This window comes from Butyrivibrio sp. AE3009 (genome assembly GCF_000420845.1).
In the GTDB taxonomy this organism is placed as follows: domain Bacteria; phylum Bacillota; class Clostridia; order Lachnospirales; family Lachnospiraceae; genus Butyrivibrio.
The window spans coordinates 170,027-189,100 of record NZ_ATVS01000004.1 but is presented as its reverse complement, the minus strand read 5'-3'; the positions used below and the strand labels follow the sequence as shown (position 1 = coordinate 189,100).

At 45.8% G+C, this 19,074-nt stretch carries 13 protein-coding genes; 5 read left to right on the top strand and 8 right to left on the bottom strand.

Features of this window, described 5'->3' with window-relative positions; all coding sequences use genetic code 11:
* Positions 1-342: 342 nt before the first annotated feature.
* A complete protein-coding gene (locus G588_RS0103935) occupies positions 343-5,325 on the bottom strand; it encodes a hypothetical protein (RefSeq protein WP_022777457.1) in 4,983 nt (1,660 codons plus the stop codon).
* Positions 5,326-5,515: 190 nt separating this feature from the next.
* Between G588_RS0103935 and G588_RS0103930 the strand changes: the two genes are divergently transcribed.
* Genes G588_RS0103930 through G588_RS0103920 form a run of 3 tightly spaced genes read left to right on the top strand, consistent with a single transcriptional unit; the run spans position 5,516 to position 7,678 of the window.
* Positions 5,516-6,259 (top strand): basic amino acid ABC transporter substrate-binding protein, encoded by a 744-nt coding sequence (locus tag G588_RS0103930; RefSeq protein ID WP_022777456.1) that lies wholly within the window; start codon positions 5,516-5,518, stop codon positions 6,257-6,259.
* An 8-nt stretch (positions 6,260-6,267) separates the two neighbouring features.
* Positions 6,268-6,954, top strand: a complete 687-nt coding sequence (locus G588_RS0103925) for an amino acid ABC transporter permease (protein WP_022777455.1) — start codon at positions 6,268-6,270, stop codon at positions 6,952-6,954.
* Positions 6,941-7,678, top strand: coding sequence for an amino acid ABC transporter ATP-binding protein (locus G588_RS0103920; RefSeq protein WP_022777454.1), 738 nt, complete (start codon positions 6,941-6,943; stop codon positions 7,676-7,678). The genes G588_RS0103925 and G588_RS0103920 overlap by 14 nt, the downstream gene beginning before the upstream one ends.
* Before the next feature lie 103 nt (positions 7,679-7,781).
* Here the strand turns inward: G588_RS0103920 and G588_RS0103915 are convergent, their stop codons facing one another.
* The 4 genes from G588_RS0103915 to murI form a co-directional block, all read right to left on the bottom strand.
* The gene (locus G588_RS0103915) at positions 7,782-10,556 is read right to left on the bottom strand and encodes an FAD-dependent oxidoreductase (protein WP_051139904.1); all 2,775 of its coding nucleotides are present in this window, start codon (positions 10,554-10,556) and stop codon (positions 7,782-7,784) included.
* A 224-nt stretch (positions 10,557-10,780) separates the two neighbouring features.
* Positions 10,781-11,329 carry an anaerobic ribonucleoside-triphosphate reductase activating protein gene (nrdG, locus tag G588_RS0103910; protein ID WP_022777452.1) on the bottom strand — a complete coding sequence of 183 codons (549 nt, stop codon included), beginning with the start codon at positions 11,327-11,329 and terminating at the stop codon, positions 10,781-10,783.
* A 402-nt stretch (positions 11,330-11,731) separates the two neighbouring features.
* The gene (gene nrdD, locus G588_RS0103905) at positions 11,732-13,963 is read right to left on the bottom strand and encodes an anaerobic ribonucleoside-triphosphate reductase (protein ID WP_022777451.1); all 2,232 of its coding nucleotides are present in this window, start codon (positions 13,961-13,963) and stop codon (positions 11,732-11,734) included.
* Between the two features lie 130 nt (positions 13,964-14,093).
* A complete protein-coding gene (murI, locus tag G588_RS0103900; RefSeq protein WP_022777450.1) occupies positions 14,094-14,912 on the bottom strand; it encodes a glutamate racemase in 819 nt (272 codons plus the stop codon).
* Between the two features lie 35 nt (positions 14,913-14,947).
* On the opposite strand from murI, the gene G588_RS0103895 reads away from it, so the two are divergent.
* Entirely contained in the window at positions 14,948-15,397 is a 450-nt protein-coding gene (locus G588_RS0103895; RefSeq protein WP_022777449.1) for a hypothetical protein, read from the top strand.
* A gap of 3 nt (positions 15,398-15,400) precedes the next feature.
* On the opposite strand, the gene G588_RS0103890 is transcribed toward G588_RS0103895, so the two are convergent.
* From G588_RS0103890 to trmB, 3 genes are read right to left on the bottom strand one after another with little or no spacing between them, the layout of a single operon-like run.
* Complete coding sequence (locus G588_RS0103890; protein WP_022777448.1) at positions 15,401-16,462, bottom strand: SH3 domain-containing protein; 1,062 nt, start codon at positions 16,460-16,462, stop codon at positions 15,401-15,403.
* A 36-nt stretch (positions 16,463-16,498) separates the two neighbouring features.
* Positions 16,499-16,819 carry a thioredoxin gene (gene trxA / locus G588_RS0103885; protein ID WP_022777447.1) on the bottom strand — a complete coding sequence of 107 codons (321 nt, stop codon included), beginning with the start codon at positions 16,817-16,819 and terminating at the stop codon, positions 16,499-16,501.
* On the bottom strand, positions 16,819-17,472 hold the full coding sequence (trmB, locus tag G588_RS0103880; RefSeq protein ID WP_022777446.1) for a tRNA (guanosine(46)-N7)-methyltransferase TrmB: 654 nt from the start codon (positions 17,470-17,472) through the stop codon (positions 16,819-16,821). Before trmB ends, trxA begins: the two co-directional genes overlap by 1 nt.
* 139 nt (positions 17,473-17,611) lie before the next feature.
* On the opposite strand from trmB, the gene G588_RS21225 reads away from it, so the two are divergent.
* Positions 17,612-19,069: a D-alanyl-D-alanine carboxypeptidase family protein gene (locus tag G588_RS21225; protein WP_051139903.1), complete on the top strand. Its 1,458-nt coding sequence runs from the start codon at positions 17,612-17,614 to the stop codon at positions 19,067-19,069.
* Positions 19,070-19,074: the final 5 nt, after the last annotated feature.

The window sequence follows — 19,074 nt, the reverse complement described above, 5'->3', positions numbered from 1 at the left end:
TGAAGCTTTCATATGCACAAGAATGCAAAATGATATAGATATTAGGGATTATACTCATCTAAAGGCATATTAAGAACCTCTATTTGATTACTTTCATATGTCTTGAGCAAGTCCTGCTGTTCCTGGTAACTCGCTTTATTTCCATTTTTACCTCCAAAAATATCATTTGCTTATTCAGCATTTTTCTTCCCAACCCGCATCATACCAATATTTCCATCATGATACCACTTCAAGCCACAGTAAAAAAGAGGCTTTTCACGAATTACTATCGTAAAAAGCCTCATAAAATCCTTTATTTTCCTGTAACCCTTTCGGAATAAACTCTATTTAGAATCACAATTTCTAGTTGGTTATTGTAAAGGTCTTGCTGGCGGTTGCCGGTGTTCCTTTGCCGGCAAGGTCTTTGGCTGTGACTGTAACCATGAATACATTCATGGCAGGGTTCTCGTCAGGAACATATTTCTTGGAGACGGTAATCTTGCCGCTCTTGTAGGTGAGGCATTTTTGCAACTCAGGATTCTCCGAGGTTATTGTCACGCTCACCTTGGTATTGGCGGGCTTGTATTCTTCGCCTGCGATCACGGACTTGCAGGTGGTAGTCAGCTTGATTGAAGCGGCCTTTTTAGGTGCCTTTACAATCTTATCTGCAGGCGCATCAAGCACGATCTGGGTCACAGGAGCCTTAACGGTAAACTTCAGGGTTCCGGGCTTGCCTTCACCAAGAGGATATGCGGTGAGGACGTAGGTTCCTGGGTATAGCTTGGAAGAATCAGCTATGGCAATGGTCTTGCCGTCATCAAGGAGCTTAACCACGTTCTTCTTGTCCGTTAATGTATATGTGTCGTTCTTGAGACTTCCCGTCAATGTAACCTTGTCTATGGTTCTGAAGGTGGTTGCCTTGGAGAAAGTATAAGTGGCAACGTTTATATCCTTCTCTCCTCTGGTGAAAGCCTTTTTACCTGCCTTAACAGTAAGTTTCTTTTCATAAGCAGGGGTCTTGGTTGCGGCAGACACCTTCTTGATCTTACCTGTTGTCAGAATTTTATCCTCTGCTACTCCCGACGCATTGTAGGCTGCTGTGTTATCAAGCTGTATCATTGACACGCTTATCGAATATTTCTGAGCAGCTCCGCTTCCGGCTTTAACACCCTTGCCGGCAAGATTCAGCTTAACAATTCCCTGAGCTGCTACAAGGTCATCTGTCTTAATGATTCTTGTAAGACTTGCGGACATATTCTCAGCCAGCGGTTTCTTCTTGCTGGTAACAGCCTCTGCGCTTATCTTCACATACACGTTCCTGTAATCTGCTGCCTTTGGAGCGGTTACCTTAAGTGTGATATCAATGTCAGAAGTTATAACTGTCTTAACTGTAGGCGCTGCGATCTTGGGACTTGTCACTTTTACTGTGAAGGGCTCTCCAACCTGTCTGTTTTTCTTATCCTTGAATACAAGGATCACATCAGACTTAGGTAAAAGATTGCCTTTATAGGTCTCTACTGTAACAGTTTTATCCTCAGGATCATATGTCACAGTGGCATTCTTGTCAGATTCCGATGCTGCAGCGACTTTGACTGCGTCGTAATCTGCACCTTTGTTCAGGGTCACAGCGTAAGTCCTTGCGGTACCTGCAGGCTGGGACAGAATATTTTTCTTAGCCCCTTTAAGTGCTACGCTCTTAATGGGCTGATCCACTGTAAACCGAAGGTTCATTTCTTCAAGAACAGAATCGAAGCTAAGATTAACCGAGATCACATCGGTTATTCCTTCAGCCTTGTCACAGCTTATCTGCACTGTCTTCCCATCCTCTGACAGGGTAGCGAACTCTTCCTTCTTATCTCCGCCAAATACCCGGAGGCTGCTTATTGCAAGCTCCTCATCTCCGCATTTTACACGGAGCTCATATTTGTCCAGATAGTCGACGCTTATAAGATCGCCATTTTTCGGATATGTGATACTGTTATTATTTGTAAGGTTCTTAAGAGACATGACGGGGATTCCGGTACTTGTAATGCTAATATTGGTATCATCGTCCACCTCAAAGGAGGTTTTTCCGTTTGCCACATCCAGATCGATGTAGCCGTCCTTAAGTACTTTTCCTATCTCATAATTGTTTTTAGCAGCTATTTCAAGTGATACGGTCTTGCCCTGCTCTACTTCAAATGAGAAAGAGCTGTTATTTCCCTTCTTGGAATAAGTGGTGCCATCAACTACTGCCTTAACATCCTTAATTCCGGTATCGGTATTTACCGTAACCTGACATTTCCTTACAATCTCTCTCTTAGTGGCTCTTATCTCACAGTCCTCAGAGATGTTATCTATGCTGTAATAGGTTGTGCCGTTATCTGATTTGGGCTTCAGTTCCTTACCGTTGCAGGTAACACTGTCTATCTCATAGTACACTCCATAATCCTGCCACAATCCCGCTATAAAGGTAAAGCTCTCTCCTTCGCTGACCCTGAATCGGTCATAATAGTCTATAAGATCATCCTTGGGTCCTTTGCCCACCTCATATTCTGAGAAAATTACACCCTCATCGCAGTCGTATGTGAGGAATCTCACATTGTAGCTTCGTTTCCTAAGATTGAGGCTGATATTGATGGGCTTCTTTTTCTCCATTGCGGCCGCAACATCATCGCTATAAATAGATATTTCGGAATTGTCGACGGAAACTGACGCCCATAAAATATCTCCGTCGCAGGATATTATACTTGTATCACCATCAATCTCCAGACCTGCTGCCGGCTCGACGGTAAAGGTGATATTCTTGGCCCTTCCATAAACAGTTTTTTCCGTATAGTACTGTTTCTTACTCTTATCATAGGTGACACCACCAGTGAATGTCACAGTAGCGGTACTCTTGGAGGGCACATCGCCGTTTACCGACAGGTTTACCGGTATGGGATCCAGCTCCTTGCCGGTCCATTTGCCGGTAGTAATCGTGATAGTAAGATTATCCTTAGCATTTGCTATCTCATAATTATAAGAGTACTTGGAATCTGATTTTAATACAGTCTTTCCATTCGTTACCTTTTTGACCTCATATCCCGGCACAGTCTCAACCAAAAACCAGAAGGGGTCACCGGGTTTAAAGGTGGTCACTTTGTTATCAGCGGTTATGTCTTCTGCTCCCGCACAGTTAATATACTCAATCTGGCTGAAATCACACACAAAGGTAGCCTTCTTGTATGCTCCGAAGGTTGGTGTTATGACAATATTGCCAAGCTGTCTTTTGCCATTGTCGTCATAGGGTATGTTGAAACTAAAGCATACTGTCTGGTCCGATTCGCTATAGCTGACACAGGCCTCCTCTGACACCTTGCCGCCAACGGTCACCTTGATCTTGTAACCACTATGGTCGTAGTCATCCGGGTCGTATTCCTGTATGAAATAGCCCTCCTTGACCTTGAAGCTCATGGCTACTTCATCCGCTTCCCTGGAGATATAGTATTTGCCTCCGTCATAGATAAGACCCTTTATACTGTCAACATCGGAAGTGTCCGGGACGAGCTTACTGTCATAAGTAAGTGTATAAGCGCTTTTCAGGGTCACAAAGGTGATACTCAGCGCAATATTTCCCATCACAGACTTCTCGGAATCCTTGATCTGAAAAGCTATCGGAGAATAAAAGGATACAGTATTTTCGTATATATTTACGCTGTAGCTCGTTTCATAGCCGCTCTCTGTTATCTCTTTGCCGCCAACAGTCAGCTTTACCTTGGGTACATTATTGGCGTCGGTGTCAACAATGTATCCCGGTGCAATCTTGAAGGTAGCGGATATTGCATCGGTTTCATTGTCAAAATAGTACTTGCCGTTATCTATGGTTAATCCGTAGAAATTCTTGTCATCTGATGTATCCGGGCTCATAACCGTAGTGTTTCCGCTCTTACCGGAGAAGGTAAAAGTATACTTGGCTATGGTTGTTGCTGAAATGGATAGGTTGCCCGGCGCCGGCAGTCCGCTTTTATCAAGTGGGAAATAAAAACAAATATACAGAAGCCTGTCCGTGCTGTTATATGAGTAGAAAAACTGTCCGCTGTCCATTGAAACAGCTTTGTTATTATATGTTGCGGTAACCTTGTAATTACCCTCTGCATCTTTTTCTAACATGGCTGATGCGTCAACAAGGAAAGTTGCTTCTACTTTGTCGGTATTATTCAGAATATAGTAGTCCTTACCGTTGGAACTGCCGATTCCGGTCCTCATAGTACCCTTATCGTCAATAAGCGTCATCTTTCCGCTGTATTTAAAAGAGTACTTGGACTGCGCCGATACAGTACCTGCAGTAATTACGACATTTCCCTTAAGTGGATTGCCCTGCTCATCGGCCGGAATTGTAATATAAACTTCCAGCGTGGACAGGTCATAATTATAATTGCAGTAATACTCATCATCATCTTCGCTAAGCTCTTTGCCGTTAAAGGTTACAGAGACATCCAGCTTACCGTCGGCGCTATATCTTATCTCCATACCTCTGTTCACATAAAAAAATGCATTGATGGCCGTGGCATTATTGATCAGATAGTAATTCTTACCATCTGTACTGCCAATTCCTGATATGGCACTGTCGCCGCTTGTTTCAAGGTCCATTTTGCCGGTCCATACGAAGGTATTATTTGAAAGAACTGATTCAAAACAAGGTTTGATATCAAGACTTCCGGTCATCAGATTGCCCGCTTCGTCAAAGGTGAAATTAAAGTAGACATCAAGCATATTATTGTTTTCGTCATAGCTTACTGACAATACTGATTCAGATTCCGGTAAAATAGTCTCCTTTTGGCCCTGATAAATGAAATCCACGGCGGTATTATCCGGATCAACCCTGTATGCTTTGTTCACATTAAAACGGCATATAACGCAGGCATAGTCCTTGACTTTGACCGGGTCGAGATATACTTTTCCGTTAACACTGATAATTCCTGTTGATTCCGCTATATCAACTGTCATCTTATCTGTGGGAAAAGTCACCTCATAGCTGCTCTCTATGGTGGTTTCAGCCAGCTCCGCCTCAGAAGACTCTGCCTCAGATGGCTCTACTTCGTAAGGTTCTGCCTCATAAGCCTCTTCCGGGCTGACTTCTTCCTCATTGGTTTCATCATCATAAGAAGTTTCTTCATCAGTTACTTCCTCATAAGAAGACTCCTCCTCGTAAGGTTCTTCTTCATTGAGAACTGCCTCATCGAGTACTTCTTCGTCGAGAGTTTCCTCATAATAATCTGTACCGGTTTCACTTGCCAAAACAGTTTGCGGAATAGATGCTGCGATTGTCAGCACCGACAGAAGTGCGCAGAAAGTGCGCTTAACATTCCTTGTTACTTTTTTCATACTACCTTCAAATGCCTCCAACTAAAAATTCTCCCCCCGGAGAAATGAGCCAAAACTCAGAAGTAGTATAGCTTAAAAATGTCCCTTGCGCAAAATTAATATTTTGGGGCTTGATATATTTTAATATCGCTGTTATATTATACATAAATCTGTATATTTATTCATTTTGATGCATAAAAAGGAGGCTATTATGAAAAAGAAGATATTTACACTTGTACTTGCTATGATCCTTGTTGTTTCCTGCCTTGCAGGCTGCGGAAGCCAGGGCGGAACCCTTACAGTCGGAACCAATGCTGCATTCCCACCTTTTGAATATATCGGTGACGACGGCAACCCTGACGGCTTCGATGTTGCTCTTATCAAGGCAATCGGCGAGAAGATGGGCATGAAGGTTGTTATTCAGGATATGGAATTTGATTCACTTGTATCTTCCATCGGCGGCAAGATTGATGTTGCCATCGCAGGAATGACAGTTACTGAGGAGAGAAAGGCTACTGTTGATTTCTCCGATTCTTATTATGAAGCTGTTCAGTCAGTTATCGTTCCCAAGGGATCAACAATCGCAACCGCTGAGGACCTTAAGAATCTCAAGATCGGCGTTCAGCTGGGAACCACAGGCGAATTCATTGCAGACGAAATTGAAGGCGCTTCAGTTTCAGCTTATAATAAAGCTGTAGATGCCGTTAACGATCTTAACAACGGACGTGTTGACTGCGTAATCGTAGACAAGAACCCTGCAGAAGTATTCGGCGCACAGTTTTCTGACAAGGTTGACGTTATTGACGGCTCAGCCTTCGACTTCGAGCCTGAGTATTATGCAATCGCTCTTCCTAAGGGAAATGAGGATCTTGCAGCCAAGATCAACAACGCACTTAACGAGCTTAAGGCTGACGGAACCTATGACGCACTTGTAAAACAGTACATCGAGGAGTAATTTTACCAATGACATTAAATGAACGTTTTATTGCAGCTTTTGTTACATCAGACAGATGGAAGCTTTATCTTGGGGGCCTTGGCATAACCCTTGAGGTTGCGGTCTTTTCCGCACTTCTTGGTCTTCTTATAGGTAATGTCCTGGCACTTATGAAGCTGTCCTACAAGGAGGACGGTAAGCCAACCGTCTTCAACTACATAGCTTCGGTCTACATCGATGTTATAAGAGGAACGCCCAGCGTACTTCAGCTTCTCATCATGTGGTTCATCATCATGGCCTCCTCCAACAACGGAATCCTGGTTGCATCCCTTTCCTTTGGTATCAACTCAGGTGCCTACGTTGCTGAGATCGTCCGCGGCGGAATCCTGGCCGTTGACAAAGGGCAGATGGAAGCCGGCAGAAGTCTTGGCCTTTCAAAAGCCGCAACAATGCGTTACATCGTACTTCCCCAGGCCTTCAAAAACGTAATCCCGCCTCTGGGGAACGAATTCATAACACTGATCAAGGAAACCGCCATCGTAGGCTACGTAAGTCTTGCAGATCTTACCCGTGTGGCCAACCAGATCGCATCCAGAACCTACGACGCGTTCATGCCTCTTATCGGCGCTGCAGTTATCTATTTTGTGATCATCAAGATACTGACAATACTCCTTGGCAAGCTGGAAAGGAGGATGCGTAAGAGTGATAACCGTTAAAAATCTGTGCAAAGAATTCAAGAACCCCGATGGTTCAATCAATAAGGTTTTAGCCGGAATCGATTATGAGATCAACAAAGGGGAGAAAATAGTCATCGTAGGACCCTCAGGTTCAGGAAAAAGTACTTTCCTTCGCTGCCTGAACCTCCTTGAGCGCCCAACTTCCGGCCAGATCATCTTCGACGATGAAGACATTACCGCCCCTAAGGTAAACATCAATAAAATAAGAGAACGCATGGGCATGGTTTTCCAGAACTTCAACCTGTTCAACAACCTTACGGTCATGGAAAATATCACCCTTGCTCCCGTTAAACTCAAGGTTATGAGCCCTGAAGCCGCCAAAGAAAAGGCAACAGAGCTGCTTAAGAGAGTTAATCTGTTAGATAAGGCAGATGTATATCCCGCCTCCTTATCCGGCGGTCAGAAGCAGAGAATCGCAATTGTGCGCTCACTGTGCATGAATCCCGAAGTGATGCTCTTCGATGAGCCCACCTCCGCCCTTGACCCCGAAATGGTCGGCGAAGTTCTGGACGTTATGAAGAGCCTTGCAGACGAAGGCATGACCATGGTGGTTGTAACCCATGAGATGGGCTTTGCAAGAGAGGTTGCCACCAAGGTGCTCTTCGTAGATGAAGGAAAAATACTGGAGGAGAATTCTCCGAAGGAATTCTTCGATAATCCTCAGAGTAAGAGATTGCAGGATTTCTTGTCAAAGGTACTGTAATCTAAAAAGGGGACGGTTGCGAGTCAATGGGGACGGTTCTTTGTGACTCACGAAGCGAGTCACAAAGAACCGTCCCCATTGACTCGCAACCGTCCTCTTTGATTTATTCTTTTCCGGTAATCTTCTTGATCACAATCTTACCTGCGCGCTTAACTGCGTAAGGTCCTACTTTTCCAAGCTTATCCTCTGCGCGAACCATTGTGCTCGCTTCAGGAATATCCCTTGTAAGGTGAATAGCATCAAACTCGCACTTAGTTGTGCAGAGTCCGCAGCCGATGCACTTGTTAACATCTACGGTTGTGGCGCCGCAGCCAAGGCATCTGCTTGCTTCCTTCTTGACCTGCTCCTCTGTAAGAGTCATCCTCAGGTCATCGAAGGTCTCTTTTGCTACTCCTGCCTTAGTTCCCGGAACCTGACGAGGAGCGTTGTCGAAGCTCTCAATCTTGATATCATCCTTATCAAGCTCAATGAACTCTCTTCTGTCTCTTGCAAGATCCAGTCTGTTTCCGGGATGAACGAATCTGTTCATGGAAACTGCTGCTTCTCTACCGCCTGCGATTGCATCAATGGCAAATCTGGGGCCGGTGAACACATCGCCGCCGACAAAGATGTCAGGTTCAGCGGTCTGGAGTGTAAGAGGATCTGCAATGGCGCCGCCATTGGGTCTTGTCTCTACATTTGTTCCCTTGAGAAGGTCGCCCCATACGATTGACTGACCTACTGAAAGAAGTACATTCTCACACTTGATAGTGATGGTCTCATTTTCATCATACTTAGGGTTAAATCTTCCGTCAGCATCCTTAACAGAGGTGCAGCGCTTAAATACGATGCCTGTTACCTTACCATTTTCTGTAAGGATCTCCTTGGGGCCCCAACCGTTCTTAACTTCGATGCCTTCTTCCTTGGCTTCATGAACTTCGTCCTTAGCCGCAGGCATCTCGTCTGCTCCCTCAAGACACAGCAGAGTAACTTTGGAAGCACCTGCTCTTACAGCGGTTCTTGCAACGTCGATTGCAACGTTACCACCACCGACTACAACGGTCTCGCCGTTTAACTTTTCATTGTGGTCAAGGTTAACTTTTCTTAGGAAATCAACACCGGTCTGAACGCCCTTGGCATCCTCACCGGGAACTCCTACAAGTCTTCCTCCCTGACAACCTATGGCAATGAAAAATGCCTTGTAGCCCTGTTTTCTGAGTTCTTCTATAGTAACGTCTTTTCCGACTTCTACTCCATATTTGAATTCGACGCCCATCTTGCTGATAACGTCGATCTCAGCTTCGATGATGTCCTTTTCAAGTCTGTAGCTGGGGATGCCGTTCATCAGCATGCCGCCGGCTCTCTTTTCCTTCTCAAATACTGTGACAGGATATCCGTCTCTTCTTGCAAAATATGCAGCAGCAAGGCCTGCAGGACCTGCGCCGATGATAGCAAGCTTGTAATCATCACTCCACATTCCGCCGTCGTGCTTCTCGCAAAGAGGAATGTATCTGTCCTCTTTCTTAAGATCAAGAGAAGCGATGAACTTCTTGATCTCATCGATGGCAAGAGGCTGATCGATGGTTCCTCTTGTGCAGGCGTCCTCGCATCTTCTGTTGCAGATTGCACCGCAGATCATAGGAATCGGATTGTCCTGCTTGATAAGCTTAAGGGCATCCTCATAGCGGCCTTCTGCAGCCATCTTGATATATCCCTGAACAGAAAGGTGTACAGGGCAAGCTGTCTTACATGGTGCTGTTCCGGTTTCGTAGCAGTTGACCTTGTTGTCATCGCGGAAGTTGTAATTCCACTTATCAGGGCCCCACTTGGTTGCATCGGGAAGGAGAGCCTTGGGATATTTAACCTCTGTTCCGTCCTTTTTGCAGAGCTTCTGTCCCAGCTTAGCAGCACCGGCAGGGCATACCTCTACGCACTTACCGCAGGCTACGCACTTTTCCTTCTCAACATGAGCTCTGTAGGCTGATGCTGACATATTTGGTGTGTTAAAAAGCTGTGAGGTTCTGAGGGCATTACATACACCGGGCGCACAGTTACAGATAGCAACGATCTTGCCTTCGCCGTCGATGTTAGTGATCTGGTGAACATAGCCGTGTCTCTCTGCTCTCTCCAGGATCTCATACACTTCCTCTTTTGTTACATAATGACCGATTCCGCGGCTGTCCATGTACTCAGCCATGTCGCCCATACCGATACAGTAATCGCCACGGATTTCTCCGGAGCCTTCACCTCTCATGGCCTGCTGCTTTCTGCAGGAGCACTCTGAGATGCCATATTTGTCATACATGTCGATCCATCTTGACAGATGTTCTACAGGTACTGACTGGTTTTCTAGTTTGATTGCCTTCTCAACAGGAATTACGTGCATTCCCACACCTGCTCCTCCGGGCGGAACCATCTGTGTGATCCCGGCAAGAGGAAGCTGTGTCATAAGGTTAAAAAAAGTTGCAAGCTGAGGAAATTCATCTGTCAGCTTGTCCTGCATCATCATAAATTCAGCAGAACCGGGAACAAAGATAGGAAGCTCATACTGCTTGTGCTTATCCGCTGTCTTTGCTCTGTTCATCTCAATAATGCCAATCCAAACAAGGCGGTCGACCATCTTCTGAGTATCTTCCACGCTCATGTTGTTCATCTTGGCAAGTTCTTCAATTGAATAGGGAACTCTTGTCTTTTTGAAATTGATAAGGAACTTAACCTGTTCCTTGTTAAGAATCATATCAAGCATCCAATATTCAGGATCCCTGTTGTTGATCTTCCCCGTTAACTTCTTTACGTAGCGGTCTGTTATCAAAGTTGCCAGCTTCAATACCAGTTTTTCCTTTTCAGGATCCTCTGCCACGTAGTTCGGATCCTGCCAATAATCATTCTCGTTGATCATTGGGTCTCCGAGCTTCCACTCTGCCATACTCTTACCCATAAAAATCTCCTTACCCATAAATATTTCGTGGTTTCAAGTAACCCCCCCACGGGGTTATGTGGAGATATTTTATCATATAAGGCAGGATACTCCTATAGGTTTAGTAGTTTTCAATCACTTTACATGAACGCTGGTCAATTTTCTGACAAAAGGATGTGAGGGATGGCATCTCCCCTTGTCATCCCTCACATCCTTGAAGTATCTCTGTCATTATATTTCGACAGCACAATACTTCCACTCTCAAATGTCTCCGGAACATCAATGATCCTCTGATTTGATGACCCCCTGAACCTCAGCATCAGATCTTTTTTCTCAAGAACAAATTCCCCATCCACAAGAACATCAATGGAATGCAGGATCTCATCAGTGTACTGGCCGTGGCAGCGCTTGTTATCGGGATCTGTCAGTTCCTCCCAGAGGTAGCCGCTATAGATCCAGATTGTCTTCTTGGGAAGCTCTTCTTTTATTCTCTTGATCAGGGGATATAGCGCCTCCTGATTGGATATTTCCATGGGTTCGCCGCCGAGGATTGTCAGACCGGCGATATAATCCGGCTTAAGGGATTCAATGATCTCATCCTCAGTCTTCTGAGTATAGGGCTCCCCGTAGTTAAAATCCCAGGTCATCTCGTTAAAACAGCCCTTACAGTGATGGGTGCAGCCGCTGACAAAAAGCGCTGTTCTGCAGCCCACTCCGTTTGCCACATCATTTAAATATATCTGTCCGAAATTCATTCTATCCCCCTAAGCCTCCTTATAGTACTAAGGCTCTATAAACCAATATCATTTCCTTATTTTACCATATTTATTTTATGCATCGATATTCATTCTTTATACATTATTTCAGTCCTTGATGGAGCTCTTATCGATCTCGCCGGCAGCATCGATTGTATAGAAGAATCCAGCATTTATGCCAAGCTTAAACGCTAAATATTTATGCAAAAATGTATAAACTAATCATGTCTAAAATCTAAAATCGCCCCAAAAAGTAACAAGCCGGGGAAAATGATCCCCGGCCTGCCATATAGATTCATAATATTTCTCCCTCTGAACTACCACAGCCATAATATTGTCAGATATCCGCTGTATTCCTCGTATGGCGTCCAGTTATAGCCTCTTTGAACTAAAACCACTGTATTATCTCACAGGATTGGACATATGGAGAACTCTCTCCTTGATCTCCTGTGTACGTCCCTGGTTCCAGAACTGTGTTCCGATGTAGCCGCAGGTTCTTCTTGCAACATTCATCTTGTTCTGATCGCGGTTGCCGCAGTTAGGGCATTCCCAGATGAGCTTGCCGTCTGTGTCGGTAACAATCTTGATTTCTCCGTCGTAGCCGCAGCACTGGCAGTAGTCTGATTTGGTGTTAAGCTCAGCATACATGATGTTGTCATAGATGTACTTCATAACTGAGATAACTGCCTCTATATTGCTGTTCATATCAGGAACCTCAACGTAGCTGATGGCTCCTCCCGGCGAAAGCGCCTGGAACTCAGACTCAAATTTGAGTTTGGTGAAGGCATCGATCTGCTCGGTAACATGAACGTGATAGCTGTTGGTGATATAGTTCTTGTCTGTAACCTCCGGAATAATACCGAATCTCTTCTGGAGGCACTTAGCAAACTTGTAGGTTGTGGACTCAAGAGGTGTTCCGTACAGACTGAAAGCGATATTGGTCTCAGCTCTCCACTTAGCACACTTGTCGTTAAGGAACTGCATTACCTTAAGCGCAAAGTCTTTGCCTCTTGGATCTGTATGTGATACGCCCTTCATATACTTGGTACACTCGCACAGTCCCGCATAACCGAGGGAAATTGTTGAGTAGTTGCCAAAAAGGAGGGGATCGATAACTTCACCCTTCTGAAGTCTTGCAAGGGCTCCGTTCTGCCAAAGGATAGGTGCAACATCGGAAGGTGTTCCGAGAAGTCTGTTGTGTCTGCACATAAGAGCCCGCTTGCAGAGCTCGGTTCTCTCTTCCATAAGCTCCCAGAACTTGGCTTCATCCTTGTAGGAGGAGCAGGCAACGTCCACCAGGTTAAGGGTTACAACGCCCTGGTTGAAACGTCCGTAGTACTTGTGGTCTCCTTCGTTATAGTTCTGAGCATGTGACTTGTTGCCCTTGTTGCAAAGACCCTCTGCGTTCTCCTCGCTGTCGGGAGTAAGGAAAGATCTGCATCCCATGCAAGGATAAACATCACCCTTCTTGAGTTCCTTCATCTTCTTGGCTGAAATGTAGTCGGGAACAAGTCTCTTGGCAGTGCACTTAGCTGCCAGCTCTGTGAGGTACCAGTACTTGGAATCCTCATGAATGTTGTCCTCGTCAAGAACATAGATGAGCTTGGGGAAAGCAGGTGTGATGAGCTGTCCCTTCTCGTTCTTAACACCAAGGATACGCTGCTTGAGCATCTCCTCTATAACTACTGCAAGGTCTTCTCTCTGCTGTCCCTCGGGAACCTCATCGAGATACATATATACTGTGATGAAAGGTGCCTGACCGTTGGTGGTCATAAGTGTGATTACCTGATACTGGATAACCTGGCAGCCTCTCTCGATCTCTTTTCTAACTCGCATCTCTGCGATCTCGTTTACCTGCTTCTTGTTGATCTTCATGCCGGCAGTCTCGAACTCAAGAGCAACTTCCTTGCGGAATTTCTGTCTGCTGACATCAACAAAAGGTACAAGGTGTGAAAGTGTAATACTCTGTCCGCCGTACTGTGAGCTGGCAATCTGAGCAATAGCCTGGGTTGCGATATTGCAGGCTGTTGAAAAGCTCTTGGGACGCTCGATCATAGTCTCGGAAATAACTGTACCGTTCTGGAGCATATCCTCAAGGTTAACAAGACAGCAGTTGTGCATATGCTGTGCAAAATAATCTGAATCATGGAAGTGGATAAGTCCTGCCTCGTGGGCCTTGACTACATCCTCGGGAAGAAGGAATCTTCTGGTGATGTCCTTGCTGACCTCTCCTGCCATGTAATCTCTCTGAACGCTGTTAACAGTGGGGTTCTTGTTGGAATTCTCCTGCTTAACCTCTTCGTTGCTGCACTCAATAAGAGACATGATCTGCTCGTCGGTTGTGTTGGACTTCCTGACAAGAGCATGCTTGTAGCGGTAGGTAATATATTTTCTGGCAACCTCGAATTTGCCTGACTTCATCAGGCCATCCTCTACCATATCCTGGATCTCTTCCACACTGGCAGCTCTGGTGAGGGATGCACACTGTTTCTCTACAGCTCTCTCAACATCGCTGATCTGTCCTGCGGTAAGTTTCTTCTCGTCGGTCACCTCATCGTTGGCCTTCTCAATAGCAGCGATGATCTTGCCACCGTCAAAAGCCACTTCCTTGCCGCTTCTCTTAATGATCTTCATAAAAACCCCCTTATAAAAAAGTTCTCTCTCAGCACAAATGTAACCACAAGGACAACTATATCTTGTGGTTACACATTAATGATAATACAGTATATTGTTTAATTCAAGTGAAAAAAACTACAAAAATTAATTAATTCCTACGCACCGTTTCAAGCCTGTTATGCAGTCTTTTCAGGTGTTCCAGGGTTTTTTCGTCGCTGACGGGTCGCCCTGAAAAAAAATAGTCCGTTTTGATCTGACACAACATCTTGTGGTAGTCGTCAAAAATAACCTCATCATCAGGTGTGTCTGATAACTTCAGACCAAGCACATGGGCTAGGTGATGTATTGTACCAAAATTGCCATCCACTAGCAAGGTGTTATCGCCAAAATATTTCTTTAATGACGGTTTAAAGTAATTAAAATGGGTGCAGCCCAGTACTAACGCGCAATATAAATTTTTGTCATAGGCTCCGAACTGCTGCTGTATGTATTCCTCCACCTCAGGCCCCTCGAAGAGCTCTTTTTCTGCGAACTCCACGAACCTTGGCATGGCCAGGAGGTCAACTCTGTGCTCCTCATCCACCCTGTGGAGCAGGTCTCTGAGCTTGTCTTCCCTGATGGTTACCGGGGTTGCGATCACCATAATCCTCTTGTCGTCGGTGCCTTCTACGGCAGGTTTAACCGCCGGCTCCATTCCCAGTATCGGCACATCGAATGAGGCGCGCAGGTCCTTGATGGCTACGCTGGTTGCTGTATTGCAGGCAACCACTATAGCCTCCGCTCCCTTGTCCAGCAAAAACCTTGTAATCTCCTGCGCATAGCCTTTGATCTGCTCCGGAGTTTTAAGGCCGTAGGGAACGTGCTCTGTATCTGCATAAAATATATATTCCTGATCCGGAAGACGGTGATATGCCTCATGAAGTACGGACAAACCGCCTATTCCTGAATCGAATATTCCAATTTTCATGGTAATTTCCTTCTTTTTATCCTAAAATATTAATCATGGAAAACAAAAAAATCGATGAACTTCAAAAACTATATGATAACTCCAAGGTCGGCGCCCTGGTGCAGGAGATCTGCGAATACTACGTAACCAACGAAGTTCCCGAGGACGGCTCCTCCACGGATGCCCTTGAACCCAGAGAGGTTGTTGACGCAGTGTATCTCCTGTTCTGTCTCCAGAGCAGAGAGCAGATCCTGGATGAATTCAACATTGTAAGGAAGAGATATCCCGACCTCTATACCTCGGTCTCCTCTCTCCATAACACTCTTTTGGTAAACATGGATTACCGGGCTCTTGAATCCGACTGCTGTCAGAAAATATCCGCCTATGCCGTAGATACCTCCAAGGAAGAGGTCCTTGCACACGCGGATACATTTGTCAGAACCGGTGAAAATCTCTCGGCCGCCGTTGATAAGTTCTATTCCTGGCTCCACTCAAGAAGCCGCTAGAGCTTATTGTGATACAGCTTCCAGATATTTGGAGGAAGCATACAATTGCTGTCCCTCGTATTCTACTATTGCCCAGGTGGTCTCACTGCTCTGGGCAATTCTTTTTATTGTTGTTCCCTTGGTAACTGAAGTCACTATTGTTGCGTCGCTGTCTGAACTTGGCACAGTGCGAAGATTCAGGCTTGCGGCGGTTACCGTCACCATGTCTCCGGTCTCTTCATAACCTTCCGGAAGAGCCACCTGGACTTCCTCTGCAGGCTCTTCGTCAGGATCGGGTCTGAACTTCGGTGCCAGGAACTTGTAAGCTCCAAAAGCTATAGCTGCAAGAATTACTATTCCTGTGAGGATCGATGCGAATCTTACCACAACCAGCATCAGATCTTTCCCCTCAGATTCCTCATCTTCCTCCTCATAGAGTTCTCCGTCCTCGTCGTAGTCCTCATCTACATCGTCATATTCTTCGTCGTACTCTTCATCATATTCTTCATCGTACGGCTCGTCGTATTCTTCGTTGTAGTCGCCTTTGTACGGTTTCTGAGGCTGCTCCTGTACCGGGGCAGCGCCGGCAGCCTTATCACTATGGGCATCCCTGCCTGCTGCCTTATCTGAAACGGCCTCTTCCTTGCGTGGAGCAGGCTCGTAATCATCCCGGGCGTCCCATCCTCTTTGTGCACGAGGAATATGATGTTTCCTGATAAGCCCGGTATGCTCGTCCACAGGCTCTCTTTCGGCTATAGTTCCCTTATCTCTTGGCATGTCGACGGGCTTGTCCGCGGCAGTTTTCCCACTGCCCGGTGCCTTGGCTTCTTCTGCCTCCGGGATGCTCACCTCTTGCTCTGCCTGCTGCTCTGCCTTCTGTCTCTCCCTGAAATACTCTTCCCTTTCCTCTTCGGTAAAAAAGTTGTAGGGATCCACGATCTCTATTGATTCGATAAAACCGGTGTCTCCATTTTTTACAGTGCCGGTTCCTGCTGGGGTTCCTGCACTGTCCCTTGGCTCTTTCTCAGTATTTACGCTGTCACTGCGTTTAATGTAATCCTCAAAGTTAGTAATCTTATCTGCCACGTCAGTAAAACTCCCTGTTGCAAGAAGTGCTGGCTATTAAGCCAGCACCTTATCAATTATTCCTTGTAATTTAGCCTTGTTAAGTGCTCCGACTGCTGTCTCTATAACCTGTCCGTCCTTAAAGAAAGCAAACATCGGAATTGACATTACGTTGTATTTCTGAGCAATGTCAGGTGACTGATCAACATTGATCTTGCCAACCTTAAGCTCTCCTTCGTACTCATCAGCAAACTCATCGATCATGGGGGCCATCATCTTGCAGGGTCCGCACCAATCTGCTGAAAAATCAACAAGAACAGGCAAGTTACTCTTTAAAACTTCTTCTTCGAAATTCTGACTGTTTAATGTGTAGTCCATTACTTTGTCCCCTTTCTGCTCACAATGTACTTGTAAATTGGATTGCCTAATGATGAGAACTTCTCTTCATACTCGGTCATCACATTGCCCTCGTTCATGGCCTCATCGTGATGAAGGTCATAGGTCACTGCATCCAGTGTCCATCCCGCCGGTTCCACCTCATCCAGTGCAAACCGGAACAGATCCTCGTTGTCAGTCTTGAACTCTACGACTCCATCTGCTCTTAAGATCCGGTCGTATCTTCCAAGAAACTCCCTTGAGGGAAGACGCCTCTTGGCGTGTCTCTCCTTGGGCCATGGATCCGAGAAGTTGAGGTAAATTTTATCTACTTCAGAAGGTGCGAATACCTCTGTGATAACCTCCGCATCCATTCTGATGAAGATCACGTTGGGGAGCTGCAGCTCCTCCTGCTTCTGTATTGCTCTAAGTAAAACGCTTGAGTATTTCTCTATTCCGATGTAGTTAATATCAGGGTGAAGGGCTGCCATGTCCATGAGAAAGCGTCCCTTGCCCATTCCGATCTCGATATGTATGGGCTTGTCGTTGCCGAAAACCTCTTTTTTCCAAAGTCCTTTTTTCTTCTCAGGATCCTTGACGGTGAACTTGCTGTCCGCAATTACTTCTCTTGATCCTGCAATATTTCTTAAACGCATGTTACTCCTTAAAAATCAAATCAAAAATACAGGCCCGAAGGCTCTTATATCATTGATTTTACTACATTTATGCGCCATTTGCAAAGAGCCGGGGCTTGCTCTTTACTGTGATGAATCAATATTGTATTATTTTCTTACTATGACACTTGAAAAAAACTCTATTAATAAGAAAAACTTCATATATAGAGTTTCCGCAGCGCTGATTGCAATCGCCATCGGCATCTGCTCAGTTCCGGTAACAGCTAAGGCTGACACGCCGGACTACGCCGCAGAGGCAGCAGAGAGGAAACTCCTTCCGATACAGAGTAACGACACCCCCGGCTGGCCCGAGGGACCTGAGATTCCCGCGCAGGCAGCGATCCTTCTGGAGGCAAATACAGGAACCATCCTCTATGCCAAAAACATCCACGAGGAGCTCTACCCCGCCAGCACCACCAAGATCATGACCTGCCTTCTTGCGGTGGAGAATGCAAGCCTTGATGATAAGATAACCTTCTCAAATGACGCAGTATTCAGTGTTCCCCACGACGGCTCTTCCATCGGAATGGATGTGGGCGAGTCCATCACCCTTGAGCAGGCCCTCTACGGAATAATGGTAGGAAGTGCCAACGAAGTGGCCAATGCAGTGGGCGAGCATGTCAGCGGCAGCATCGATGCCTTTGTTGACCTTATGAACGACAGAGCAGCTGAGCTTGGCTGCACCAACACTCATTTTAACAACACCAACGGTCTTCAGGACGACAATCACTATACTTCCGCCTACGACCTTGCAATGATAGCAAGAGCTTTTTTTGCCAATGAGTTCTTATGTAAGGTGGGAAATACACCAAGATATCACTTCACACCTACAAGTACTCAGCCCGATGACTTCTATCTCAACAACAAGCACAAGCTGATCACCGGCGAAATGTCCTACGAGGGCATCCTTGGCGGCAAGACCGGCTACACAGGCCAGGCCCGTGAGACCCTTGTTACCTGCGCTGAGAAAAACGGCATGAGACTCATCTGCGTCGTTCTTAAGGACGAATCTCCTGCCCAGTTTAGCGACACTGTTACGCTGTTTGACTACGGTTTTAATAACTTCAGACCTGTGAATATCGCAGACAATGATGACCGCTACATGCCGGATGATTCCCTTTTCTTTGAATCAGAGCACGACGTATTCGGAAGCTCCGGAACAATACTTAATATCAGGAAAAATGATAAGATCATCCTCCCCAAGACCTCAGACATCAAGGATACCACCTATGAAATATCCTATGACCTGACTGACGCCCAGAAGGCAGAGGCCCCCTATGCCCTTGCCAAAGTAAGCTACAGCTTCAACAATGCTCCTGTGGGAGAAGCTCTTATCTGCTATTTTGGCAAAACAAAAGCCGCTTCCACTGAAGCGGCCGTTGCTACACGTACAATATACATCAATATTAAACTGGTGATAATCGCTGCCTTTGCGCTGATCCTTCTGGCTACAATAATCCAGCTCATCATTTCGCAGATTATCTATAACCACACCCACGCCAGAAGAAACGATCGTATACGTTTCAACCGAAGAAAGAAAGAGACCAACGGTCTTACCTTCAAGGGCAAAAAGTTCTGATTACC